This is a genomic window from Lentzea tibetensis (assembly GCF_007845675.1).
In the GTDB taxonomy this organism is placed as follows: domain Bacteria; phylum Actinomycetota; class Actinomycetes; order Mycobacteriales; family Pseudonocardiaceae; genus Lentzea; species Lentzea tibetensis.
This window is the reverse complement of the sequence record NZ_VOBR01000003.1, coordinates 310,646-334,247: the sequence shown is the minus strand read 5'-3', so window position 1 is coordinate 334,247 and position 23,602 is coordinate 310,646. Positions and strand designations below refer to the sequence as shown.

The 23,602-nt window shown below is 67.8% G+C and carries 29 protein-coding genes; 15 read left to right on the top strand and 14 right to left on the bottom strand.

The annotated features are described in order from the left end of the window. The first annotated feature begins 27 nt into the window (after positions 1–27). Entirely contained in the window at positions 28–546 is a 519-nt protein-coding gene (locus FKR81_RS05740; protein WP_146349866.1) for a cysteine hydrolase family protein, read from the top strand. Between the two features lie 232 nt (positions 547–778). Here FKR81_RS05740 and FKR81_RS05735 read toward each other — a convergent pair whose 3' ends face one another. Beyond that, positions 779–2,773, bottom strand: coding sequence for a protein meaA (locus tag FKR81_RS05735; protein WP_146349865.1), 1,995 nt, complete (start codon positions 2,771–2,773; stop codon positions 779–781). Between the two features lie 101 nt (positions 2,774–2,874). Between FKR81_RS05735 and FKR81_RS05730 the strand changes: the two genes are divergently transcribed. Together FKR81_RS05730 and FKR81_RS05725 are read left to right on the top strand one after the other, a co-directional pair. Beyond that, positions 2,875–3,168, top strand: a complete 294-nt coding sequence (locus FKR81_RS05730) for a hypothetical protein (protein ID WP_235921323.1) — start codon at positions 2,875–2,877, stop codon at positions 3,166–3,168. Between the two features lie 10 nt (positions 3,169–3,178). Continuing rightward, complete coding sequence (locus tag FKR81_RS05725; protein WP_146349863.1) at positions 3,179–4,216, top strand: molybdopterin-dependent oxidoreductase; 1,038 nt, start codon at positions 3,179–3,181, stop codon at positions 4,214–4,216. Here FKR81_RS05725 and murA read toward each other — a convergent pair. Then, positions 4,206–5,474, bottom strand: a complete 1,269-nt coding sequence (murA, locus tag FKR81_RS05720; protein WP_146349862.1) for a UDP-N-acetylglucosamine 1-carboxyvinyltransferase — start codon at positions 5,472–5,474, stop codon at positions 4,206–4,208. The genes FKR81_RS05725 and murA overlap by 11 nt on opposite strands. A 62-nt stretch (positions 5,475–5,536) precedes the next feature. Between murA and FKR81_RS05715 the strand changes: the two genes are divergently transcribed. Continuing rightward, complete coding sequence (locus FKR81_RS05715) at positions 5,537–6,115, top strand: cob(I)yrinic acid a,c-diamide adenosyltransferase (RefSeq protein WP_146349861.1); 579 nt, start codon at positions 5,537–5,539, stop codon at positions 6,113–6,115. Here the strand turns inward: FKR81_RS05715 and FKR81_RS05710 are convergent. Both FKR81_RS05710 and FKR81_RS05705 read right to left on the bottom strand, forming a co-directional pair. Continuing rightward, a complete protein-coding gene (locus tag FKR81_RS05710; protein ID WP_146349860.1) occupies positions 6,112–6,543 on the bottom strand; it encodes a DUF2550 domain-containing protein in 432 nt (143 codons plus the stop codon). The two genes, FKR81_RS05715 and FKR81_RS05710, sit on opposite strands and share 4 nt — an antisense overlap. 22 nt (positions 6,544–6,565) lie before the next feature. Then, positions 6,566–6,931: a F0F1 ATP synthase subunit epsilon gene (locus FKR81_RS05705; protein WP_146349859.1), complete on the bottom strand. Its 366-nt coding sequence runs from the start codon at positions 6,929–6,931 to the stop codon at positions 6,566–6,568. Between the two features lie 139 nt (positions 6,932–7,070). Here FKR81_RS05705 and FKR81_RS05700 point away from each other — a divergent pair, with 139 nt between their 5' ends. From FKR81_RS05700 to FKR81_RS05690, 3 genes are read left to right on the top strand one after another with little or no spacing between them, the layout of a single operon-like run. Next, complete coding sequence (locus tag FKR81_RS05700) at positions 7,071–7,562, top strand: SigE family RNA polymerase sigma factor (RefSeq protein WP_146349858.1); 492 nt, start codon at positions 7,071–7,073, stop codon at positions 7,560–7,562. Continuing rightward, positions 7,553–8,776, top strand: a complete 1,224-nt coding sequence (locus tag FKR81_RS05695) for a hypothetical protein (protein ID WP_146349857.1) — start codon at positions 7,553–7,555, stop codon at positions 8,774–8,776. Before FKR81_RS05700 ends, FKR81_RS05695 begins: the two co-directional genes overlap by 10 nt. Positions 8,777–8,832: 56 nt before the next feature. Continuing rightward, positions 8,833–9,429: a PASTA domain-containing protein gene (locus FKR81_RS05690; protein WP_146349856.1), complete on the top strand. Its 597-nt coding sequence runs from the start codon at positions 8,833–8,835 to the stop codon at positions 9,427–9,429. 58 nt (positions 9,430–9,487) lie between these two features. On the opposite strand, the gene atpD is transcribed toward FKR81_RS05690, so the two are convergent. The 10 genes from atpD to FKR81_RS05640 all read right to left on the bottom strand — a co-directional run bounded on the left by atpD (position 9,488) and on the right by FKR81_RS05640 (position 18,529). Further along, a complete protein-coding gene (gene atpD / locus FKR81_RS05685) occupies positions 9,488–10,924 on the bottom strand; it encodes a F0F1 ATP synthase subunit beta (protein WP_222598181.1) in 1,437 nt (478 codons plus the stop codon). Beyond that, a complete protein-coding gene (locus FKR81_RS05680; protein ID WP_146349854.1) occupies positions 10,917–11,831 on the bottom strand; it encodes a F0F1 ATP synthase subunit gamma in 915 nt (304 codons plus the stop codon). The genes atpD and FKR81_RS05680 overlap by 8 nt, the downstream gene beginning before the upstream one ends. An 8-nt stretch (positions 11,832–11,839) precedes the next feature. Further along, positions 11,840–13,486, bottom strand: a complete 1,647-nt coding sequence (atpA, locus tag FKR81_RS05675; RefSeq protein ID WP_146349853.1) for a F0F1 ATP synthase subunit alpha — start codon at positions 13,484–13,486, stop codon at positions 11,840–11,842. Positions 13,487–13,533: 47 nt separating this feature from the next. Then, positions 13,534–14,361 carry a F0F1 ATP synthase subunit delta gene (locus tag FKR81_RS05670; RefSeq protein WP_146349852.1) on the bottom strand — a complete coding sequence of 276 codons (828 nt, stop codon included), beginning with the start codon at positions 14,359–14,361 and terminating at the stop codon, positions 13,534–13,536. Positions 14,362–14,370: 9 nt separating this feature from the next. Continuing rightward, the gene (locus tag FKR81_RS05665; RefSeq protein ID WP_146349997.1) at positions 14,371–14,916 is read right to left on the bottom strand and encodes a F0F1 ATP synthase subunit B; all 546 of its coding nucleotides are present in this window, start codon (positions 14,914–14,916) and stop codon (positions 14,371–14,373) included. 32 nt (positions 14,917–14,948) lie between these two features. Further along, complete coding sequence (locus FKR81_RS05660) at positions 14,949–15,164, bottom strand: ATP synthase subunit c family protein (RefSeq protein ID WP_146349996.1); 216 nt, start codon at positions 15,162–15,164, stop codon at positions 14,949–14,951. Positions 15,165–15,267: 103 nt separating this feature from the next. After that, positions 15,268–16,044 (bottom strand): F0F1 ATP synthase subunit A, encoded by a 777-nt coding sequence (atpB, locus tag FKR81_RS05655; RefSeq protein WP_146349851.1) that lies wholly within the window; start codon positions 16,042–16,044, stop codon positions 15,268–15,270. Positions 16,045–16,192: 148 nt separating this feature from the next. Then, complete coding sequence (locus tag FKR81_RS05650; RefSeq protein ID WP_146349850.1) at positions 16,193–16,648, bottom strand: hypothetical protein; 456 nt, start codon at positions 16,646–16,648, stop codon at positions 16,193–16,195. Between the two features lie 17 nt (positions 16,649–16,665). Beyond that, complete coding sequence (locus FKR81_RS05645) at positions 16,666–17,811, bottom strand: glycosyltransferase family 4 protein (protein WP_146349849.1); 1,146 nt, start codon at positions 17,809–17,811, stop codon at positions 16,666–16,668. A 67-nt stretch (positions 17,812–17,878) separates the two neighbouring features. After that, entirely contained in the window at positions 17,879–18,529 is a 651-nt protein-coding gene (locus FKR81_RS05640; protein WP_146349995.1) for an L-threonylcarbamoyladenylate synthase, read from the bottom strand. A 273-nt stretch (positions 18,530–18,802) separates the two neighbouring features. On the opposite strand from FKR81_RS05640, the gene FKR81_RS45595 reads away from it, so the two are divergent. The 8 genes from FKR81_RS45595 (at position 18,803) to FKR81_RS05605 (ending at position 23,599) form a co-directional block, all read left to right on the top strand. After that, the gene (locus FKR81_RS45595; protein ID WP_268891529.1) at positions 18,803–18,931 is read left to right on the top strand and encodes a hypothetical protein; all 129 of its coding nucleotides are present in this window, start codon (positions 18,803–18,805) and stop codon (positions 18,929–18,931) included. After that, entirely contained in the window at positions 18,928–19,422 is a 495-nt protein-coding gene (locus FKR81_RS05635) for a hypothetical protein (protein WP_146349848.1), read from the top strand. Before FKR81_RS45595 ends, FKR81_RS05635 begins: the two co-directional genes overlap by 4 nt. A gap of 54 nt (positions 19,423–19,476) precedes the next feature. Further along, the gene (locus FKR81_RS05630) at positions 19,477–20,373 is read left to right on the top strand and encodes a helix-turn-helix domain-containing protein (RefSeq protein WP_146349847.1); all 897 of its coding nucleotides are present in this window, start codon (positions 19,477–19,479) and stop codon (positions 20,371–20,373) included. After that, positions 20,324–20,488 carry a DUF397 domain-containing protein gene (locus tag FKR81_RS05625; RefSeq protein WP_146349846.1) on the top strand — a complete coding sequence of 55 codons (165 nt, stop codon included), beginning with the start codon at positions 20,324–20,326 and terminating at the stop codon, positions 20,486–20,488. Before FKR81_RS05630 ends, FKR81_RS05625 begins: the two co-directional genes overlap by 50 nt. Before the next feature lie 99 nt (positions 20,489–20,587). Then, positions 20,588–21,040, top strand: coding sequence for a hypothetical protein (locus FKR81_RS05620; RefSeq protein ID WP_146349845.1), 453 nt, complete (start codon positions 20,588–20,590; stop codon positions 21,038–21,040). Positions 21,041–21,049: 9 nt separating this feature from the next. Continuing rightward, positions 21,050–21,586: a DUF3558 family protein gene (locus tag FKR81_RS05615; RefSeq protein ID WP_146349844.1), complete on the top strand. Its 537-nt coding sequence runs from the start codon at positions 21,050–21,052 to the stop codon at positions 21,584–21,586. Between the two features lie 94 nt (positions 21,587–21,680). Beyond that, positions 21,681–22,847 carry a WXG100 family type VII secretion target gene (locus FKR81_RS05610; RefSeq protein ID WP_186762792.1) on the top strand — a complete coding sequence of 389 codons (1,167 nt, stop codon included), beginning with the start codon at positions 21,681–21,683 and terminating at the stop codon, positions 22,845–22,847. Then, positions 22,844–23,599 (top strand): ESX secretion-associated protein EspG, encoded by a 756-nt coding sequence (locus FKR81_RS05605; RefSeq protein ID WP_146349842.1) that lies wholly within the window; start codon positions 22,844–22,846, stop codon positions 23,597–23,599. Before FKR81_RS05610 ends, FKR81_RS05605 begins: the two co-directional genes overlap by 4 nt. The last annotated feature ends 3 nt before the right edge of the window (positions 23,600–23,602 follow it).

Genomic DNA, 23,602 nt, shown 5'->3' with positions numbered 1-23,602 from the left:
TTCTTCGGTTGGATCAGAGTTGTCCGCATGACAGCTCTCATCGTGATCGACGTGCAGCGCGGCTTCGACGACGCTTACTGGGGCAGGCGCAACAACCCCGGCGCCGAGGCCAACATCGCGGCGCTGCTGGACGCGTGGACCGGGCCGGTCGTGCTGGTGCGGCACGACTCGGTCCACCCGGACTCGCCGCTGCGGCCTGGGCAGTCCGGCAACCGGTTCAAGCCCGAGCTCGCTGTTGCCTCGCCGGATCTGGTGTTCGCGAAGAAGGTGAACTCCGCTTTCCACGGGGAGGTGGACCTCGACCGGTGGCTGCGGGCGCGGGGGATCGAGGACATCGTGCTCGCCGGGATTCAGACCAACATGTGCGTCGAGACCACCGCTCGGGTCGGCGGCAACCTCGGGTACCGGGTCAAGGTCGCCATCGACGCGACGTTCACGTTCGACCTCGAGGACCTGACCGCCGAGCAGCTGACCGCGGCCACGGTGGCGAACCTGCGGGGTGGCGGGTTCGCGGAGATCGTGAACACCAAGGAACTGCTGGGGTGAACGGGCCGTTGACGCCGCGACCTGTGGACAACTGACCCTCCGCGCCCCGGAATTGTCAGACCTCTGCGGGAGAATGAAAACAAGGGGACCCCCTTCGCGGGGGACCCCTTGTTCGGCTGAGCTGAGTTCGCGCGGCTGAGTTCGGCTGAGCAGAGTGCGCGCGCCTGCGACGGCCTAGTTGATGAGGCTGAGCGCGCGGCTGAGCTGAGGTTGCGCGCCTGGCCCGCAGGCGTCAGCTGAGCTCGTGCACCTCGCGGATCACGGTGACGATCTCGTCCATGATCTGCGTGAGCTCGTAGTCCTTGGGCGTGAACACCCGAGCCACCCCGCGCTCCCGCAGCTTGGCGGCGTCGTCAGGCGGAATGATCCCGCCCACGATCACGGGGATGTCGCCGGCACCGGCGGCACGCAGCCCGTCCACGACGGCGGGCACGACCTCCAGGTGCGACCCGGACAGGATCGACAGCCCGACGACGTGCACGTCCTCCTGCACGGCGGCGGCGACGATCTGCGCCGGCGTGAGCCGGATCCCCTGGTACACCACCTCGAAACCGACGTCGCGCGCCCGGACGGCGACCTGCTCGGCGCCGTTGGAGTGGCCGTCGAGACCGGGCTTGCCGACGAGCATCCGCAGCCGCTCGCCGATCTCCTCGCCCGTCGACCGCACCCGATCGCGCACCCGAGCGATCTCCGTACCCGCCTCGCCCGAGGCGGAAGCGGCCGAGACACCGGTGGGCGCGCGGTATTCACCGAACGTCTCGCGCAGGGCGGAAGCCCACTCGCCGGTCGTCACGCCGGCGCGTGCACAGGCCAGGGTCACGTCGACCAGGTTCGCATCGGTCTTCGCGGCGGCGCGCAAGGAGTCCAGCGCGACCTCGACCGCTGAGGAGTCACGCGTGGCACGCCACTGCTGGATGGCCTCGACGGCGTGCAGCTCGACGATCGGGTCGATGGTCTCGATCGCGCTCGCGCCCTCGGCCTGCAGCGGCGACGGCTCGGTCGTGTCGAACTTGTTGACGCCGACGATGATGTCCTCGCCGGACTCGACGCGACGACGACGGTCCGCCAACGACGACACCAGCGCGGACTTCATGTAGCCGGACTCGACGGCCGCGACCGCGCCGCCCATCGCCTGCACGCGGTCGATCTCCTCGCGCGCGCCGCGGATGATGTCGTCCACTTTGGACTCGATGACGACGGAGCCCGCGAAGATGTCCTCGTACTCCAGCAGGTCCGTCTCGTAGGCGAGCACCTGCTGCATGCGCAGCGCCCACTGCTGGTCCCACGGGCGCGGCAGGCCGAGCGCCTCGTTCCACGCGGGCAACTGGATCGCGCGGGCACGGGCGTCGCGCGAGAGCGACACCGCGAGCATCTCCAGCACGATGCGCTGGACGTTGTTCTCCGGCTGCGCCTCGGTCAGGCCGAGCGAGTTGACCTGCACGCCGTAGCGGAAGCGCCGCTGCTTGACGTCCTGGATGCCGTAGCGCTCCAGGGTGATCTCGTCCCAGAGGCGCGTGAACGCGCGCATCTTGCACATCTCCTCGACGAACCGCACGCCCGCGTTCACGAAGAAGGAGATGCGCTGGACGACCTCGCCGAAGCGGTCCTGCGGCACCTGGCCGGAGTCGCGGACCGAGTCGAGCACCGCGATCGCCGTGCACATCGCGTACGCGATCTCCTGCGCCGGGGTCGCGCCGACCTCCTGCAGGTGGTAGCTGCAGATGTTGATCGGGTTCCACTTCGGCACGTTCGACACGGTCCACGCGACCATGTCCGTGATCAGCCGCAGCGACGGTCCCGGCGGGAACACGTAGGTGCCGCGGGACAGGTACTCCTTGATGATGTCGTTCTGCGTCGTGCCCGCCAGAGCGGAGACGTCCGCGCCCTGCTCCTCGGCCACCGACACGTACAGCGCCAGCAGCCACATGGCCGTCGCGTTGATCGTCATCGACGTGTTCGCGTCGTCCAGCGGGATCTGGTCGAACAGCTGGCGCATGTCACCGATGTGGCTGATCGGCACACCGACCTTGCCGACCTCGCCCTTGGCGAGCTCGTCGTCCGGGTCGTATCCGGTCTGCGTCGGCAGGTCGAACGCGACCGACAGGCCCGTCTGCCCCTTGGCGAGGTTCCGCCGGTACAGCGCGTTGGACGCCGTCGCCGAAGAGTGACCCGCGTAAGTGCGCATCACCCAGGGGCGGTCGCGCTCTCGGTCAGCCGGGTAGGGCACGGCAACCTCCACAAATCGGTTCCTCGAAGCGTACTGGCCGGTAACCAATGCGGCGCGTGCTGTTCCTCACTGAATCGAAGCAACGGAGCATGATTGGAGGGGTGACGGCGATCTACCAGTTCCTGATCCTGTCCATCGTCATCGGCGGCCTGGTGCTGATGCTGAAGTTCGTCTTCGGCAACGACCGCAGACCGGTGCCGGACCTGGACGGAACCGACTTCGGACTGCTCAGCGAGGTCGCCGTCGTACCGACCGAAGAGGCGGCGAACGTGCTCGTGCGCAAGCTGAAGGAGAACGGCGTGCGGGCGACAAGATCGCGGAACCTGCCTTACCGCGTCATGGTTTTCCCCACTGACGTGGCTAACGCGAGGTTGGTGCTCCGCGACCCCACCTAGTGGAGGCGCCATGACCGCACGCATCGCGGACCTCGGCGAGGGCATCACCCTCGACGAACTGAGGCTCGCCACCCGCAACCACGGCATGCCGCTGGAGGCGTTGCGCTACGACGTCACCCCGGCCGGGCTGCACTACCTGCTGACCCACTACGACATCCCGTTCGCCGAGCCCGAGACGTGGCGGCTCGAACTGCCGGACCAGATCATCAGCCTCGCCCAGCTGCGCGAGCTGCCGCAGGTCAGCCACACCGTCACGCTCGAGTGCGCGGGTAACGGCCGCGCGCGCCTGGCACCGCGGCCGATCAGCCAGCCGTGGCTCGACGAGGCCGTCGGGTGCGCGACCTGGACCGGCACGCCGCTGGCACCGCTGCTGGGCGACGTCCCCGGCGACGCGGTCGACGTCGTGTTCACCGGCGCCGACCACGGACTCGACCGCGGCGTCGAGCAGGACTACCAACGCGCGCTGTCCGTCGCCGAGGCGTCGCGCCGCGACGTGCTGCTGGCGTACGAGATGAACGGCCAGCCGCTGCTCCCCCAGCACGGCGCGCCGGTGCGGCTGATCGTGCCCGGCTGGTACGGCATGACGCACGTGAAGTGGCTGCGCCGCGTGGAGTTCTCGACCGAACTGTTCCGCGGCTTCCAGCAGGCCGTCGCGTACCGGATCAACGGCGAGCCGGTGACGCGGATCCAGCCGCGGGCGCTGATGATCCCGCCCGGTTTCCCGGACTTCATGACGCGGCACCGGACCGTCGAGGCCGGGCACACCACGCTGTCCGGCCGCACGTGGTCCGGGCTGGCACCGATCATCCGGGTCGAGGTGTCCACGGACGACGGGCTGTCGTGGCACGACGCGAAGGTCGGCCCGCCGCCCGAGCGCTACGCGTGGCAGCACTGGGAGTACGAGTGGGTGGCCAAGCCCGGCGACTACGTGCTGTCCGTCAGGGCCACGGACGCCGACGGGCATCAGCAGCCCGTCGACCAGCCGTGGAACTCGCAGGGCATGGCGAACAACACGGCCCAGCGCGTGCCGGTGACCGTCAGGAGCTGACGCGTTCCACGTTCGCACCGAGCTTGCGCAGGTTCTCCACGAAGCCGGGGTAGCCGCGCTCGATGTGGAAGATCTCGTAGACCTCGGTCTCGCCGTCCGCGACGAGGCCCGCGAGCACGAGGCCGGCGCCCGCGCGGATGTCCGACGCCCACACCGGCGCGCTGGACAGCCTCTCGACGCCGCGCACGACGGCGTGGTGGCCGTCGGTGCGCGCGTCAGCGGCCATCCGGATCATCTCCTCGATGAACCGGAACCTCGACTCGAAGAGGTTCTCGGTGATCATCGACGTGCCCTCGGAGATCGCGGACAACGTGATGGCGAACGGCTGGTTGTCCGTCGCGAAGCCGGGGTACGGCAGCGTCACGAAGTCGACGGCCTTCGGACGGCCGTTCATGACCACGCGGAAGCCCTCGTCCGGCCCGCCCTCGAACAGGGTGACCTCGGCGCCCGCCATGCGGAGCTTCTCCAGCACCAGGTCGACGTGGTGCGGGTTGACGCCGCGCACCCGGATGTCGCCGCGGGTGATCGCGGCGGCGAAGCCCCAGGTGGCGCCGACGATGCGGTCGCCGATGACGCGGTGCTCGGTGGGGTGCAGCGAGTCGACGCCGTGCACGGTCAGCGTGGACGTGCCCGCGCCTTCGATCTGGGCGCCCATCTGCTGCAGCATCACGCAGATGTCGACGATCTCCGGCTCGCGCGCGGCGTTGTCGATGATCGTGGTGCCCTTGGCGAGCACCGCGGCCATCAGGATGTTCTCGGTGGCGCCGACGCTCGGGAAGTCGAGCCAGATCTGCGCGCCGTGCAGGCCCTCGGCCTCGGCGACGACGCAGCCGTGCTCGATCTCGGACGTGGCGCCGAGCTTGCGCAGGCCGTTCTGGTGCATGTCCAGCGGACGCGAGCCGATCGCGTCACCGCCGGGCAGTGCGACGACCGCGCGCTTGCAGCGGCCGACCAGCGGGCCGAGCACGCAGACGGACGCGCGGAGCTTGCCCATGGCCTCCGAGTTCGCCATGTGGTTGAGCTCGGCGGGCGTGGTGATCCTCGCCACGTCGCCCTCGAGCGTCACCTCGCAGCCGAGGCTGCGCAGCACGTCCGCCATCAGCGGGACGTCGAGGATCTCCGGGCAGTTCGTGATCGTCGTGGTGCCCTCGGCCAGCAGCGCCGCGGCCATCAGCTTCAACACGCTGTTCTTGGCGCCGACGACGTCGACCTCGCCGACCAGTCGTGCGCCGCCGTGTACCCGGAAGTGCTCGCTCACCGAAGAACTCCTAGCTGTTGCCCCTGCCGGGCAATCGTACGGATGCCGCTTAGAGTGCGGTCATGGCGGTTCACCTGACCAAGATCTACACGCGAGTCGGCGACGACGGCACCACCGGACTCGGCGACTTCTCGCGCGTGCCCAAGACCGACCCGCGCATCGAGGCCTACGCCGACGTCGACGAGACCAACGCCGCGCTCGGCGTCGCACTCGCGCTCGGCGCACTGACTTCCGACGTGCACGACGTCGTCCGCAAGGTGCAGAACGACCTGTTCGACGTCGGGGCCGACCTGTGCACGCCCATCGTGCCCGACCCCAAGTATCCGCCGCTGCGCGTCACCCAGGCCTACGTGGACCGCCTCGAGTCCTGGTGCGACGAGTTCAACGAGCGACTGGGCAAGCTGGAGTCGTTCATCCTCAACGGCGGGACTCCCGGCGCCGCACTGCTGCACCAGGCGCGGACGATCTCGCGTCGCGCGGAGCGCCGGACGTGGGCGCTCATCGAGGACGACCCCGAGCACACGAACGTGCTGACGGCCAAGTACCTCAACCGGCTGTCGGACCTGCTGTTCATCCTCGCCCGCGTGGCCAACCCCGACGGCGACGTGCTGTGGCAGCCGGGGGCGCACGCCCAGGACTAGCTGGCCCAGGGAATGGAACGGCCCGGAGGCGCTGACTCCAACCAGGAGAGAAATCCTGTGAGCGCATCCGGGCCCATCGCGATCTCGACCTCACCGCCGGTGCTGCGGCACCGGAGCACCGTCGCCCCGGCGGGCATGGCGTAGGCCTCCGGCCCGGTCGGCTCGCGCCGCGTGTCGATCTCGAGGCCGTCTCTCGACAGCATCTCGTCGGGGCCGGTACCGAGGCTGAGCACGCGGAACCACGCGAACTCGTCGCCCCGGTAGTGGCCGACACCGAGATGCCAGCCTCTGCCTCTGTCGTCGAACCGCTTGCGCAGGGCGACGTGCACGCCGCCCTCGCGGAGCAGCCGGATGCGGCGCCAGGCGAAGTACGTGATGACGAGTGCCACACCGAGCAGGATCAGCCCGGCTATCTCGGTGATCCCCACGGCTGCTCGCCCGCGTCCGTGCTCAGGCCGACTGTTCGACGGCGCGTACCTGCGCGGCCGCTCGGGCCCGCTCCGCCTCGTCGGCGTCCTGGAGCTTCTGGCGCGCCTGCTCGATGTCGATCTCACCGGCCAGCTCGGCGTCCTCAGCGAGGACGCTCACGCCGTCACCGGTGACGGAGAGGAAACCGCCGTGCACCGCTGCGGTCACCAGCTCGCCGTCGGTGGTGCGGATGCGGACGACGCCACCCTCGACCAGCTGGCCGAGCACGGGCTCGTGGCCGGGCAGGATGCCGATCTCGCCCTCGGTCGTCTGCGCCACAACGGAGGTGGCCGTGCCGGACCACAGGCGTCGTTCCACGGCGACCAGCTGCACGGTCATCTCGGCCACGCGATTCTCCCTCGTCGTCTGGACTCGAACGCAGTCTAAACGGTCACTCAACGCAGTCGCGCATGAACCGCCTTTCGGACGGGCGACGACAACCTTTCGCACCAAGGTGGTGTCCTTAGAGTGACGGGCAGGGGGGAACGTGCAGGACTTCGAGGACTTCGTCGCACTGCGGTCGCAGGCGCTGCTGCGCACCGCGTACCTGTTGTGCGGCGGCGACCAGGGTGCGGCCGAGGACCTGCTCCAGGACGTGCTCGAACGCATGTACAGCCGATGGCGGCGCATCAACGGCGGCCACGAGGCGTACGTGCGGGCCGCGCTCGCCAACGCGGCGGCCAACCGCTGGCGGTGGCGGTCGCGCAGGCCGGCCGAGGCGCCGTTGGAGTACGCGGCTGACCCGGTTGCCCGCGGTCACGAACAACGGGTCGTCGACCAGGACAGCGTGGTACGCGCACTCGCGCAGCTGCCGAACAGGATGCGAGCGGTGTTGGTGCTCAGGTACTTCGACGACCTGACCGAGGCGGAGACGGCCGCGGCGCTGGGCTGCGGCATCGGAACTGTGAAGAGCCAGACCTCACGCGGGCTCGCGCGCATGCGGGAGCTCATGGGTGAGGAGGTGCTGACGTGCAGCTGAAAGATGCTTTCGAGGCCGTGACGGAGAACGTCGACGTGCGGCCGGGGTTCCTGGGGGATGTCATGACCGGTGCGCGCCGACGTCGCACCCGCAAGCTGGTGATCACCACCGCCGTGGTCGCGCTGATCGCGGGCGGTGTCGCGGGTGTGGTGCTGACCCGCGCGGGCACGTCCGAGGTCAGCACGACCGACGAGCGGTTCGCACTGCCGACGCGCGGCGAGCTCGCGAGCGACCAGCAGTTCCTCGACGGCGCCAGGGCGTCGTGGCGCACGCAGACGCCATCCGCCATGTCTCAGCGCGTGGACTCGCCGGAGGACGCCCCGACGCACGTCCTGTGGGCCGGCAACACCCCCGCGGGCAAGACGGCGGTCGTGCTGCAGGCCCAGCACGCCGACAAGAGCTGGGCGACGTCCGTCGGGCTCGTGGTGAACGACCAGCTCATCAGCTTCGAGTCGCAGACCGCGGAGAACCCGCAGCACGGCGTGTTCCAGTTCGGGCCGAAGGACTCCGTGTTCCTCGTGCTGGAGCGCAGCGTGCCGGTCCAGCACTCGATGCGGGCGACGCGCGGCCAGGACGGCGCGCTGTCACGGGAGTGGCGCCCGCTGACCATGACGGACGGGGTCGCCGTCGTCACCGCCGAGCAGGGCGACAAGCCGTTGTTCGTGCTGGCCCAGACCCCTCCACCGCCGGACGACTTCAACCTCGACCAGCAGCTGCTGTACCCGCGGACGCCCATCACGCCGCAGCGCGCGTACATCCCCTACACCGGACTCGGGTGGAACGACCGCAGGTTCGCGACCGCCGAGCCCGAGTACCTGCCCAGCGGCACCGTCATCCACGACCTCTACGAGACGCTGCACCGGGCGCGGCTCGTCGACTACCGGATCGGCTCCATCACCTCCGGGCAGTGGCACGTCATCGCGGCACTCCCCGGCGACCGCACCGCGCTCGTCACCGAGTTCGAGAACCAGCTGTACGCCGTCATCTACGGGTCGGACGGCTCGCTCCAGCGCACCATCGTCGGTCCCCCCGTCCTGGCGGGCGGCCCGTTGCCGGTGCGGTTCCACCTGCCCGACGGGCTGGGCATCGTGCTCGCCGACTACGGCTCGGGCATCGGCCCCGACGGGAAGTCCGACGCGTGGCTCGCTCCGGCCAACACCGGCGAGGTGCAGGTCATGACCGCCGGGTCGACGACGGTCGTCCCGTTGAACTGATCGGGGCGTCAGCTCCGTTGCAGCCCCGTTGCAGGGTGCGGTGCCACCGTGACGTGGTGAGCGAATCCCGCTCGACCAGTCCGTCACAAGGGGGCTTTTCCGTGCTGCTCAAGAGATTCGGGGTGATCTGCGCCGCGCTGGCGCTGGCGGCGGCCAGCCTGCTGGGAATCGCCACCGTGGCCAGTGCCGCGATCACGACGGTGTTCGACCTCAACGGCGCCTACTCGGTCGGCGTGCCAGGGCGCCCGGTGATCTCGAACAACAACGACCAGCTGACGATCGACATGTCGCAGTTCCGGCGCCCCACCGCCCGCGGCCTGGTGCTCAGCAGCAACACCATCGTGGTCTCCTTCCCCGACGCGGCCACGTTCACCGCCACGCTCTTCGCGCCCAACCTGATCCAGTGGTCCAACAACACGGGCTGGCGCAAGGCCATCGTGGTGCCGGACCTGGAAGGCCAGCGCGAGGGAGAGGCCAGAAACACCCTTACCGGAGCGGGCTTGGTCCTCGGTTCAGTGAGACACCGCCTTGACGACCTCAATTGCAACCACATCGACAAGGTCATGAGCCAGATCCCCGCAGCAGGCACACCTGCTGAACCTGGCACCGCCGTGAACATCACGATCGGCGACAGACCGCCGATCTGCGGGTGACATGACTGAGGCCACCCCGGCAGCTGCCGGGGTGGCCTCAGTTCACGCTGCGGCTAGATCAGTTGCCCGCGAGCTTCTTCGCGTTGGCCTCGACGTCGTCGAGCCCGCCGCAGGAGAAGAACGCCTGCTCCGGGAAGTGGTCGAACTCGCCCTTGCAGACGCGGTCGAACGCCTCGATCGTGTCCTTGATCGGCACGAAGGAGCCCGGCTGGCCGGTGAACTTCTCGGCGACGATGAAGTTCTGGCCGAGGAAGCGCTCGAGACGACGCGCGCGACCGACGAGGACCTTGTCCTCCTCGGAGAGCTCGTCCATACCGAGGATGGCGATGATGTCCTGCAGCTCCTTGTACTTCTGCAGGATTCGCTTCACCTCCTGGGCGACCCGGTAGTGCTCCTCGCCGACGATCGACGGCTCGAGGATTCGAGACGACGACGACAGCGGGTCGACGGCCGGGTAGATGCCCTTCTGGGAGATCGGACGGGAGAGCTCCGTCGTCGCGTCCAGGTGGGCGAAGGTCGTCGCCGGGGCGGGGTCGGTGTAGTCGTCAGCGGGCACGTAGATGGCCTGCAGCGACGTGATCGACTTACCGCGCGTCGAGGTGATGCGCTCCTGGAGCTCACCCATCTCGTCGGCCAGCGTCGGCTGGTAACCCACGGCCGAAGGCATGCGGCCCAGCAGGGTCGACACCTCGGAACCGGCCTGGGTGAACCGGAAGATGTTGTCGATGAAGAGCAGCACGTCCTGGTTCTGCACGTCGCGGAAGTACTCCGCCATCGTGAGAGCGGACAGCGCGACGCGCATGCGCGTGCCGGGCGGCTCGTCCATCTGACCGAAGACCAGCGCGGTGTCGCCGAGAACGCCCATCTCCTCCATCTCGAGGAGGAGGTCGGTGCCCTCACGGGTGCGCTCACCGACGCCGGCGAACACCGACGTACCGGAGAACTCACGCGCGATACGCGTGATCATCTCCTGGATGAGCACGGTCTTGCCGACACCCGCGCCACCGAACAGGCCGATCTTGCCACCCTTGACGTACGGGGTGAGCAGGTCGATGACCTTGATGCCGGTCTCGAGGATCTCGGTCTTGCCCTCGAGCTGGTCGAAGGCGGGCGCCTTGCGGTGGATGCCCCACTGCTCGCCGTCGCGGCCGAGGCCGGGCGAGTCGAGGCAGTCACCGAGGGCGTTGAAGACGTGACCCTTGACGACGTCGCCGACGGGCACCGAGATCGCCTTGCCGGTGTCGGTCACCGTGGCGCCGCGGATCAGACCATCGGTCGGCTGCATCGAGATGGTGCGGACCAGGTTGTCGCCGAGGTGCTGCGCGACCTCGAGGGTCAGCGTCTTGGCGACCGCCTCGAAGGCGATCTCCGTGTGCAGCGCGTTGAACAGCTCGGGCACGTTGTCACGCGGGAACTCCACGTCGACGACCGCGCCGATCACCCGAACCACACGGCCGGTGCGGGTGGTGGTGGCAGTAGCACTCATGTCACTCATCACTTCCTGCGCCACCGGTAAGCGCGGAGGCGCCACCGACGATCTCGCTGATCTCCTGGGTGATCTGGGCCTGACGGGCCGAGTTCGCCTGCCTGCTGAGGTTGCGCACGAGCTCCGTCGCGTTGTCCGTCGCGGCCTTCATGGCCGTGCGGCGGGCCGCCGACTCCGAAGCCGCCGCCTCCAGCATCGCGGAGAACAGGCGCGTCTTCACGTACTTCGGCAGCATCGCGCTGAGCAGCGCCTCGGCGCTGGGCTCGAAGTCGTACACCGCGCGCGGCCCGGTGGGACGCTCGCCGGTGTACTCGACCTCCATCGGCGCGATCCGCTTGGCGGTCGGCGTCTGGCTCAGCATGGACTGGAACTCGGTGTAGACGACGTGGATCTCGTCCACGCCCGCGCCACCGTTCTCCGTGCCTTCCAGGAACGCCTCCACCAACGCGTCACCCGCCTCGACGGCGTTGACGTAGTGCGGCAGCTGGGAGAAGCCGGTCCACGAACCGACGACCTCACGGCGCCGGAACGAGTAGTAACCGACACCCTTGCGGCCGAGCACGTACAGCACCGGCTCCTTGCCCTCGGACCGGAGCAGCTGCAGCAGCTGCTCGGCGGCCTTGAGGACGTTGGCGTTGTACCCGCCGCACATGCCCTTGTCGCTGGTCACGACCAGGACAGCGGCACGCGTGGGGCTCTTGCGCTCGGTCAGCAGGGGGTGGTCGAGGTTCGCCGAGGCCTCGGCCAACGCGGAGAGCACGTTAGTGATCTCGTCCGCGTAGGGACGCGAGGCCGCGACCCTGGTCTGCGCCTTCGCGAGGCGAGACGTGGCGATGAGCTCGTACGCCTTGGTGATCTTCTTGGTCGAGTTGACCGTTCGGATCCGTTGGCGAAGCTCGCGAATCTGTGCGCCCATGGCTCAGATCACTTCTTGGTGGGCTCGGGCTTGTGGACCTTGACCGACTCGTGTCCGACCTTGTCCGCGTCCATCGCCTTGGCCGGCGCCTCGTTCACGATCGTGGTGCCGTCCGAAGCGGTGAACTGCTTCTTGAAGTCGCTGACGGCATCGACAATGCGCTTCTTGGCGTCGTCGGACAACTTCTTCGTCTCGACGATGCCGCCGAGCACGTCCGCGTGGTTGCGGCGGAGCGAGTCCTTGAAGTCGGCGACGAAGCGGCGGATGTCCGCGACGGGCACGTCGTCGAGGTGGCCCTTGGTCGCGAGGAAGATCTCGACGACCTGCTCCTCGACGGGGACCGGCGAGTACTGGCCCTGCTTGAGCAGCTCGACCAGGCGGGCACCGCGGTCCAGCTGGGCGCGCGACGCGGCGTCGAGGTCCGAGGCGAAGGCGGAGAACGCCTCCAGCTCGCGGAACTGCGACAGGTCGAGGCGCAGCGAGCCTGCGACGTCCTTCATGGCCTTGATCTGCGCGGCACCACCGACCCGGGAAACCGAGATACCCACGTTGACGGCCGGGCGGACACCGGCGTTGAAGAGGTCGGACTCGAGGAAGCACTGACCGTCGGTGATCGAGATGACGTTGGTCGGGATGTACGCCGACACGTCGTTCGCCTTGGTCTCGATGATCGGGAGACCCGTCATCGAGCCCGCGCCCAGCTCGTCCGACAGCTTCGCGCAACGCTCGAGGAGACGCGAGTGCAAGTAGAAGACGTCGCCGGGGTACGCCTCGCGGCCCGGCGGGCGGCGCAGCAGCAGCGAGATGGCGCGGTACGCCTCGGCCTGCTTGGTCAGGTCGTCGAAGATGATCAGGACGTGCTTGCCCTGGTACATCCAGTGCTGACCGATCGCGGAACCGGCGTACGGCGCGAGCCACTTGAAGCCGGCGGAGTCAGACGCCGGGGCGGCCACGATCGTCGTGTACTCGAGCGCGCCCGCCTCCTCCAGCGCGGTCTTGACGCCCGCGATGGTGGAGCCCTTCTGGCCGATGGCGACGTAGACGCAGCGGACCTGCTGCTTCGGGTCGCCCGACTCCCAGGCCTTCTTCTGGTTGATGATCGTGTCGATGCAGACCGCGGTCTTGCCGGTCTTGCGGTCACCGATGATCAGCTGGCGCTGGCCGCGACCGATCGGGGTCATCGCGTCGATCGCCTTGATGCCGGTCTGCATCGGCTCGGACACCGGCTGGCGCTCCAGCACGGACGCCGCCTGCAGCTCCAGGGCGCGGTTGTCGTCGGCCACGATGTCGCCGAGGCCGTCGATCGGGGTGCCGAGAGGGTTCACGACGCGGCCGAGGAAGCCGTCGCCGACCGGCACGGACAGGACCTTGCCCGTCCGGCGGACCTCCTGGCCCTCCTCGATCTTGTCGAAGTCACCGAGGATGACCGCGCCGATCTCGCGAACTTCCAGGTTCAGCGCGACGCCGAGCACACCGCCCGGGAACTCGAGGAGCTCGTTGGTCATCGTGCCAGGGAGGCCTTCGACGATGGCGATGCCGTCGTAGGTCTCGGCAACGACACCAACCTCTTCCCGGCTGACCTCCGGGGAGTAGCTCGAGACGTACTTCTCGATCGCACTGCGGATCTCGTCCGACGAGATCGTCAGCTCCGCCATGTCGTTCCTGCTCTCACTTCTTCGTTCTAGGAAAAGGGGCTCGGGGCCTAGCTGGCGAGATTGCGGCGCAGCGCCGCCAACCGGCCTGCCACGCTTCCGTCGATGACTTCGTCGCCGATCTTGATCTGCAGTCCGCCCTGAAGCCTGGGGTCGACCTCGACGTGCAGCGCGATCGGACGGGAGTAGATCGTGGTCAGCGTGGTCGTCAGGCGGTCGACCTGCTCCGCGGTGAGCTCCACTGCGGACCGGACGTGCGCGACCGACCGCTGGCGGCGCTTCGCGGCGAGGTCGGCGAGCTCGCTGAGCCCGTCGACGACGCGCTGGCCGCGCGGGTGCCGGACGAGCTGGTCGACCAGGGTCTTGGTGACCTCGTCGACCTTGCCGACGACCAGGCCGTCGATGAGCTCGACCTTGCCCGCGGTGTCGGCCGCGTGGTCGGCGAGCAGCAGCTCCAGCTCGTGCGAGCCGGCGACGATGCGGCCGAGCCGGAACAGCTCGTCCTCGACGTCGTCCAGCTTGCCGTCGCGTTCGGCACGCACCAGCAGCGCGGTGCGTGCGAGCGACTCGATGCCGTCGACCAGCTCACGCGGGCTCGACCAGCGAGCGGTGACCACCACGACCAGCACCTGCAGCGTCGCGCCGGTGACCTTGCCGTCGAACAGGCCCCGCACGAGCTGTTCGCGACCGGCCGGGTCCGACGACGCGTCGGCGAACGCCCGCCGCAGCTGCGGCTGCCCGACGAGCACACCGAGCACGGCGAACAGCTCCTCGCCGAGCTTCGAGAGCTCGGCGGGCGCCTTGGTGGCGTCGGCCAGCTCCAGCAGCCGCAGTTCAGCGGCTGCCAGAGCTTCACGACTTGCGGCATGCAGCGTCATGGGCGTCCTCTACTTGCTCGCCGGCGCCGCGACGGCGTCCAGCTCGTTGAGGAAGCGGTCCACGGTGCCGCGGCGGCGCGCCTCGTCCTCGAGGGACTCACCGACCACCTTGCTGGCCAGCTCGACGGCCGTGCGACCGAGGTCGGCGCGGAGCTCCGCGACGATCTGGGCGCGCTGCGCGTCCAGCTGGTGCTGGCCCTGGGCGACGATCCGGGAAGACTCGGCCTGCGCCTGCTCGCGCAGCTCCTCGATGATCTGCAGGCCTTCGGCCCGCGCGTCGTCGCGGATGCGTGCCGCCTCGGCGCGAGCCTCGGCCAGCTGCTCCTTGTACTGCCCGAGCAGCTTCTGAGCCTCGGCCTGAGCCTGCTCCGCCTTCTCGATGCCACCCTCGATCTTCGCCGCCCGCTCCGCGTACAAAGCCTCGAACTTCGGGGTGACGAACTTCGAGATCACGAAAAGCAGGACCAGGAACGAGATCAGGCCGAGGATGATCTCCGACGTGTGCGGGATGACCGGGTTGATCCCGCCTTCCGCACCCAAGTAGAGGGTATTCACCACGACGTCTCCTTACGCGATGGAGTGCTTGATCAGCCGCCGGTCGCGATGAAGTACACGACGAAGCCGAGCAGCGCGAGCACCTCGACGATGGCGAAGGTGGTCCAGGCGAGACCGAGCAGGACGCCACGGGCCTCCGGCTGACGGGCGGTGCCGTTGATGACCGACGAGAAGATCAGACCGACGCCGATGCCGGGGCCGATCGCCGCGAGGCCGTAGCCGATGGCCGCGAGACCCTTGTTGCTCATGACGTCCGCGCCCTGGGCAAGAACAATTGCAGCGCTCACTTGTGCTGTTCCCTTTCCAACTCGGTCCGCGAACTCTCGCGGATCGGAGGCTTTGTTGTTTCTCTCAGTGCTCTTCAGCCAGCGCCATGCCGATGTAGCTGGCCGACAGCAGAGCGAAGATGTAGGCCTGCAGCACCATGATCAGCGCTTCGAGGAAGGTCAGCGCGATGGCGAAGGCGAACGCGACCGGGGCAACAACGATCATTACCCCGCCGTTGAGCAGCAGGAACTCGCCTGCCAACGTGAACACCAGAAGCAGCAGGTGACCCGCGAACATGGCGGCGAAAACTCGGATCGCCAGGGTGAGCGGGTTCATGATGAACTTCTGGAAGAACTCGATCGGAATCATCAGCGGCAGCACGAACCACGGGGTGCCCGGCGGAATCGTCTGGTGCTTCAGGTAACCGAAGAAACCGTGACGCTTGAACCCGACGAAGTGGTAGACCGGGTAGACCACCAGCAGTGAGACCGCCAGCGGGAACCCGATGTGCGCCATCGTGGGGAACTGCACGAACGGGATGAGACCGAAGATGTTGTTCACCAGGATGAAGGTGAACATCGTGATAACAAGTGGGACGAAGGGCTTGAAGTCCTTCGCACCGATCTGCTCACGCGCGATGCCGTTGCGGCCGACGTCGTAGAGCGACTCGGCGGCGAACTGGAACTTGCCGGGGACCAGCTTGAGATTGCGCGATGCGGCGATCCAGAAAGCGGCGATCAGCAGCACCGAGAGCACGAGCAGGACCATCGGCTTCGTGACCGTGCCGAAGATCGCCGGTGGGAAGAAGTCCTGCACACCGGGTGGGGTGAACTCTTCGGCGGCCAGCACCAACTTGGTCACTGTGTTCCTTCCGGTTCTCCCGGCCGGCGTTCACTCCGCCGGGGGAATCGTCACGATCTGGACTTAACGTACCTTACGGTTCGCAAGCGACTGCCAGAGGCACCCCTGAGGCGGTGTCCCTGGTATGGGCGGACCTTATCAGCGGGGGTCAGGTGCCATCCGAGGCGGGCACGACCATCTGGCTCCGTGACCGCTTCGAGGCTCTGGCCTCCATGTATGCCGTCACCACGACGGTCGCCGCCATCGTGAGGCCGAGTGCCGTCGGATGCAGCCAATCCTGGCCGCGCAACAACAACAGCGCCACGAACAGCACGATCAGCTTCCCCATGAACCCGGCCAGCGCCGCACCCATGACGATCATCGGATCGAGGTCCGCGGTCTTGCGCATCAGGAACAGGGTCGCGAGTGCGGACGCGCAGGCGATGCCGCCACCGACGAGCGCTCCGAACAGGCCGGTCGTCCCCCAGATCAGGGCCGACACGACGACGCCCACCACGACGGTGCCGAGCGCGACCCACACGGCGGACTTGAACATCTCGTCCGCCAGCCGTTGCACGACCTGCGCGTGCGTCACGTCATCGCTGCTCATGGCCCCGTCGCTCATGGGCTCAGTGTAGGAAGTCAGGACTTCCGCGCTTCACGCAGCCTCGGAACCGCCGAGACGAAGACCGCGACGATCAGCCCGATGACGAGGAACGTCACCACGATGGCGGGGTCGAACAGCGTGAGCGCGACGGCGCCGAACGCGAGCACTCCGGCCCACAAGTAGATGAGCAGCACCGCACGCCGTTGCGAGTGGCCGATCTCCAGCAACCGGTGGTGCAGGTGCATCTTGTCCGCGGAGAACGGGCTTTCGCCGCGCGCGGTGCGCCGGATGACCGCCATCAGCAGGTCCAGCAGCGGCACGAACAGCACGGCGGCGACGACGATCAGCGGGGAGAGCAGACCGAGCAGGTCGCTCGCGTCGCGGCTGCCGACGTTCATCTTGCCGCTGGCGCTCGTGGTCGCGGCGGCGAGCATCAGCCCGATGAGCATGGAGCCCGAGTCGCCCATGAAGATGCGCGCCGGGTTGAAGTTGTGCGGCAGGAAGCCGAGGCACGCACCGGCGAGCGCGGCCGCGATCAGCGCGGGCGGGTAGGCGTCGACGGAGCCTTCGGCCTGCACCAGCAGCCCGATGGAGAACGCGCAGGTGGCGGTGGCCGCGATGAGCCCGATGCCGGCGGCGAGCCCGTCGAGCCCGTCGACGAAGTTCATCGCGTTGATCATGGTGACGGCGAGCAGCACGGTGAGCAGCGCGCCCTGGTTCTGGTCGAGGCTCAGCGTGGCACCGCCGCCCCAGGGCACCCAGGCGATCATCCACTGCAGGCCGAACAGCACGAGGATGCCCGCGGCCGTGACCTGACCGGCGAGCTTGGTGAGCGAGTCCAGCTCGAACCGGTCGTCGATGACGCCGACCAGCACGATGACGCCGCCGGCGATGATCACGCCGATGGGGTCGTTGGAGAAGTCGAACGCGGCCCGCAGCACGGGCAGCTGGTGCGCGAGGAGCATCCCGCCGAGCACGCCGCCGTAGATCGCGAGCCCGCCCATGCGCGGCATGGGTTTGACGTGCACGTCGCGCTGCCGCGGGTACGCGACCGCACCGATGCGGAACGCGAGGAGGCGGACCAGGCCGGTGAGCAGGAACGTCACGACGGCGGCCGTGAGTCCGACCAGCACGTACTCACGTACCGGCAGGACGAAACTTGATGCAGGCAGCTGGCCCACGGCGGGAAGGCTTACCAATCTATCGGCGAGGTGTTGGGTGCCACGCTACCGCGTGGTTCATGATCCACTATTGGGCGACTTCGACTTCGATGCCCAGCACCTCGTTGACGTCCTTCGCGGACACCGCTCCCTCGCGGAGGATGAGCGCGTCCGGCCCGGTGAGGTCGACGATCGTGGAGGCGATGTTCTCCATGCTCGGACCGCCTTCGAGGTACACCGGCACCGAGTCACCGAGCTGCTCGCGCGCTTCCTGCGCACTGGACGCGGGCGCGAACCCGGTCTTGTTCGCGCTGGACACGGCCATGGGCCCGACGTCCCTGAGCAGCTCGAGCGCCACCGGGTGCAACGGCATCCGCAGCATCACCGTGCCGCGCGTCTGCCCCAGGTCCCACGCCAGGCTGGGCGCGTGCGGCAGCACGAGGCTCAATCCGCCGGGCCAGAACGCCTCGATCAGCGCGCGGGCCTGCCGCGGCACGCTGAGCACCAGCCCGTCGATCGTCGTCCAGCTGCCGACCAGCACGGGAACGGGCATGTCCGGCCCGCGCCCCTTGGCCTCGAGAAGACTTCGGACCGCCTCGGCGTCGAACGCGTCGCAGCCGATGCCGTAGACCGTGTCGGTCGGCATGACGACCAACCGCCCGCTGCGCACCGCCCCGGCAGCTGCGGCGAGGCCTGCCGCGCGGTTGCTCGGTTCGCTGCAGTCGTAGACCGTGCTCACCTGCGTGAGCTTAGCCACGCTCCTCCTTCGGGCTTTGCCAGGGATGCAACTGGTTCCGCTTCGTCTCTCCGGTGGCTTGTCTTGGTCGCATGGTCGTCCTCTGTCCACACCCCGTGTCCGCCGTGTTCGGCACGTTCTCACCCCCTGACCGGTTGGACGTCATCTGCCGACTGTGCTGCACGGCGTTCGACGTGGACTCGATGCCCATGGACCTGTTGGAGCGCTTGGTTTCCCACATCTGCGCGGGGAACTTCCGTCGCATTGGAGTGCTACATGCCCGATGAGGAACTGATCAAGATCGGCCAGGACATCGTGGAGTTGTCCTCGGCTTTCCCCGGCTGCGGCCTGGACGAGGTGGGCGAGTTCGCCGCCGAGCTCGGCAGGATGCTGGACGACCGGTGATCCGCCTGTTCGCACTCCTGGCCGTGCTGGTCACCGCCTGCGGACCGGTCACGTCGTTCCAGGCGCCGAGTCACGTCCCGTCCGCGCCGACCTCGGCCCCGATCCTCGTCAGGCAGGTGCCGGGCGACGGTGCGCCCGCGAGGTACGGCTCGACGGCGACCTACGACGCGTGTTCGCAGCTCTCCGTCGACGGGCGACGTACCGGCCGGGAGCACCGCCACCTCTACGCGAGCTTCTCCATGTGGGACAAGGAAGAGGCCGCCACAGGCGGCAACGCGTACTCGTGCGACCCCGCGGACGACCATCAGTTCGCGCCACCGGTCGCGGTCTCGCCGTCCATCGGCACCGGCAACACGTGCATGAGCAGTCTCAACAACAACTGGGCGCTCACGTTCCAGCACAACAAGGTCAACGTGAGCCCGCGGCACAAGCTGTCGCGGCCGCTCTCGCCCGGTGAATCCGATCGGGTTTTCCTTGTGGGAAAGGTGTAGTGCCATCGAGTGCTGGCAATCGTTTCCGTCGGTACGACCGGCCACGATGGACCGATGAACCTCACCGTGCGCGCCGAAGAACTCGGAGACGATCTGCGCCGCCTGCGCGAGCAGACCGGACTCTCGCTCGAGCGCGCCGGTGAGCTCATCGACGCTTCCGCCACCAAGATGAGCCGCATCGAGAACGGTCTCCGCGAAGGCTCGCCGGAGGACGTCGCTGCCCTGCTCGCCATCTACCGCTGCGTGGGCCCGCGCCGCGCCGAGTTGCTGGCACTCGCCCACGAGTTCGAGCGGCGCGGCTGGTGGCAGCGCAACAAGCCGGACTTCGCCGAGCGCGTCCGCACCCTGATCAACCTGGAGAACAAGGCCGATCTGATCGTCAACTTCGAGGGCATGAACATCCCGGGCCTGCTGCAGACCGGCGAGTACACCCGCGCGCTGCTGCGGGAGAGCGGCTTGGTTCCCGACTCCGAGGTCGAGCATCGAATGGTGATCCGCATGCAACGGCATGCGCTGCTGCTGAAGCCCAAGCCACCGAAGCTCCTCGCGATCATCGACGAACTCGCCCTGCACCGGATGGTCGGCGGCGACGACGTCATGCGCCGCCAGCTCGACTACCTTGACGATGCCGCCAAGCAATCGAACATCGACCTGCGGATTGTCCCCAACTCCGGCGGCCACGCCGGAGCCAACGGTGCCTTCGCCCTGTTCAGGCGCGCGAACGGCCACAAGGCGGTGTACCTGGAGAACCTGACGTCCGTCCTGATCCTCGAAGAGGACCACGAGATCACCCGGTACGAGCAAGCCATTCGGCTCCTGGTGAGACGCGCTCTACCTGCGCAAGAATCGATCCTGCTGATCAACAAGCTGGCGCGCAGGCTGGACCCGGAGGCGACACAGGGTGAACTGGCGGAAGAGCAGCTACAGCGGCACGGAGGCGAACTGCGTTGAGGTGGCGTTGACCACCTCCGCAGCCGGAGTCAGAGACTCCAAGCACACCGCCGGACCTGCACTTATCTTCTCACTGAGCGCGTTCAGAGCCTTCCTGACCAGGGCAACGTCCTAACCCAAACGGTTGTAAGTAGTTCAACTGATCCCCCAACCGGGTGCATCGCTGTATGGTCAACTGCCGAACACAGAGTGCAATCGGGGAGGGTTAAGCCCTGTGACGGCCCAGAGCAGTCCTCAGGAGAGCGCGCAGACCTACGCGTTCGAGCAGTACAACGAGCAGTCCGGCGGCAGCTTCATGGGCTTCATGACCGGTGGCATCAGCACGATCACCGCCGCGGTGAAGTCGATCGCCGCCGCGAACGAGGCCGGAGCTCTGGCTGCCGACCCGCACGCCATCGACTCCGCGATCAAGAAGCTTGACGACTTCCAGGTCGTCCTTCAGAAGATCGCGACCAGGGCTCGCGTGCTGGGCACCAAGACACCGCTGGGTGGCGGCTACGCCGAACAGGTCAGCAAGGTCAACGAAGAGGTCGGCCTGCTAGCGCAGAACGCGGTCATTCCGGACTTGGTCAAGGCGATCGAAGCGCTCAAAGTTGAGATCGAAAAGAGCCGCAAGTCCTACCAGGCCGTCGAAGAGGGCCAGTCGACCACCTTCAACAAACTCTGACAGGAAGTCATGAACCACATTCGTATCGCGATTGTCGGGCTCACCCTGCTGGCCACCGCATGCACCAGTGGGAACACCAATGGCACCGCGACACCCGGAACCAGCACGACAGCATCTACTCCCACGAGCAGCAGCAGTGCTGGGGAGGACAAGCTGGCAAGCGTCAAGCCGTGTGAGCTCGTCAGCACTGGTGAGGCTTCTCAGCTTGGCCTCAACGCCAAGCCTGAGGCACGCAAGCTCGCTGGTGAAGAGACCTGTGAGTGGATCGACAAGAACGGTGGACTGCTGATCTCGGTCAACACCAAGCAGGGCAGTAAGGACTACAACTACACGGGCGACACCAAGACCCCGGCCAAATTCGGGAAGTACGAGGGCTACAAGGTCGCCGGAGCAAAGAGCCCGAACTTCTGCGACGTGGTGCTCGCCGTCACCGACTCGTCCAGTGTGCAGATCGTCATGAACGCCGGTGTGACGTCCACCGACACCGCGAAGGCGTGTGACGTCGCCACCAAGTCCGCAGAGTTGGTCGCCGCCAAGCTGCCCTGATCCAGCCAATCCCGAGGGGGGATGATCGATGGCTCACAACACACCGCGGGTTCCGCCGCCCACCGCGCACTATCCAGGGCAGAGCCATGCGGCGATGAACCAGCAGGTCCGGGAGAACAACAATCCGGGTGCCGCAGGTGAGATCGCAGCGGAGTGGAAGTCGATTGCGGACGAGCTCACCGAAGTCGCGGTCGGCCTCAACACCGTCGTCAACGGACTGAGCGGGGGTTGGTCCGGTACGGCAGGCACGGCAGCCCGACAGGCGTTGACCAAGGTCGGCAACTTCACGGACAAGATGTCGGAGACGTTCACCAGCACCGGCAACTCGATCCAGACGCAGACCGATGCGGCGGAGAAGGCACAGAACAGCTTTCCCAAGGAAGTGCCGTACGACCCCAAGAAGATGTTCATCGATGCCCAGACCAACTGGAATCCGATCGACAACTTCACGTTGCCGTTCGACATGATGGAGCAGCGGGAGAAGTCCCAGCAGGCCAAGCAAGAGGCCGAGCGCGTCATGACCGAGCGCGACAACTCGATGGCGACGGCCGCGGCGCAGATGCCCACGTTCGAAGACACCCCGCAGGTGACGCACGAGCAGGGCACGACGCAGACGAGCAGCACCACGTACAGCAAGAACACCAACTCGGTGAACCCGAACCAGCAGTTCGGCCAGCCGAACATGCAGGGCGTCAACAACACCGGCACCACCAACACGTCGTGGACGGCGCCGCCCACCACGCCGCCGGTGATGCCTCCCCCCAACACGACCCTGCCGCCCGGCACCAAGCCTCCGGGCATGCCGCCGCTCACGCCGCCCCCCGGCCTGTTCCCGCCCGGCGGGAAGCCGAACCCGAACGACCCGCGCAACAACCCACGCGGTGGCCCCAATGGTCGCGGCGGCGGCCCCGCCGGTCGTGGCGGCGGTCCTGGTGGCGGTGGCCCCGGCGGTCGCGGCGCGGGTGGTTTCGGGCCCGGTGGTGCGGGTGGCCGCGGTGCGGGCAGCTTCGGGCCTGCCAGTCCCGGTGGCAGTTCGGGTGTCATGAACAACGCGCACGGTCCTGAAGGGACGGCCGGACGTGGTGGTGCCGCAGGAGGTGCGGCCGGTCGCGCGGGTGCGGCCGGTGCCGGCGGCATGGGCGGCGGCGCGGGTGCCGGGCAGGGCGCGGAGGACAAGGAGCACAAGTCCACCTACCTGCAGCCCACTGACGAGTACTTCGACGACGACCGCATGGTCGCTCCCCCGGTGATCGGCGGATGAAGAACATAGCGACGCTCTCCCTGCCCGCGTTCGAGGTCCTCTGGGAGGACCTGCGGGCGGGGAGCATTCCCCACCCCTTCGACGTCCAGTCACACGGCGAGACGATCGAAGAGCGCAATCGGATCAAGGCCGCCGTCCACACCGACCTGGAACGCCGCAACCTCGCGAGGCGCGGGCGTCCGGAGCCGGAGCTGGAGGACGCGCTGATGTTGTTGGCGCGCCCCGAGTTGCGCATCGTCGCGCTGGGCATGCCGGACAAGAAGACGGAGACGTTGCTGCGCGCGTCCGTGGTGGCGCGCGGGAGTTACGCCGTGCTGGTGCAGCAGGACGAGAAGTCGGTGAGCCTGAACCTGGTGCAGGACAACGCACTCGTCCCCGCGCTGGTCGGGCTGCTGCCGCAGATGCGGCCCGGTCCCGGCAAGCTGGTGACGCTGAACGTCGCGGCGCTCAAACAGCAACCCGAGCAGCAGCAAGGATTCCGGCAGACGGTCCGCATGACGCCGAACGAAGACGTCCGGCTGTTCCAGCAGATGATGTCCAACCCGCCGATCGGCACCGGGCACTTCACGGTCACGCTCGAACAGGGCCGCACCAAGAAGAACTTCCCGCCGGTCACCTGGGTCGACACGGAGGCCGGCCGCTACGTGAACACGCCGGGCCGCACGCCCGACTGGATCACCGTCGCGCCCGCCGACAACAACGGCGTGGCCCGCCAGCTGGCACAGGTGCTGTCCTTGACCAGTCAACGATGATCC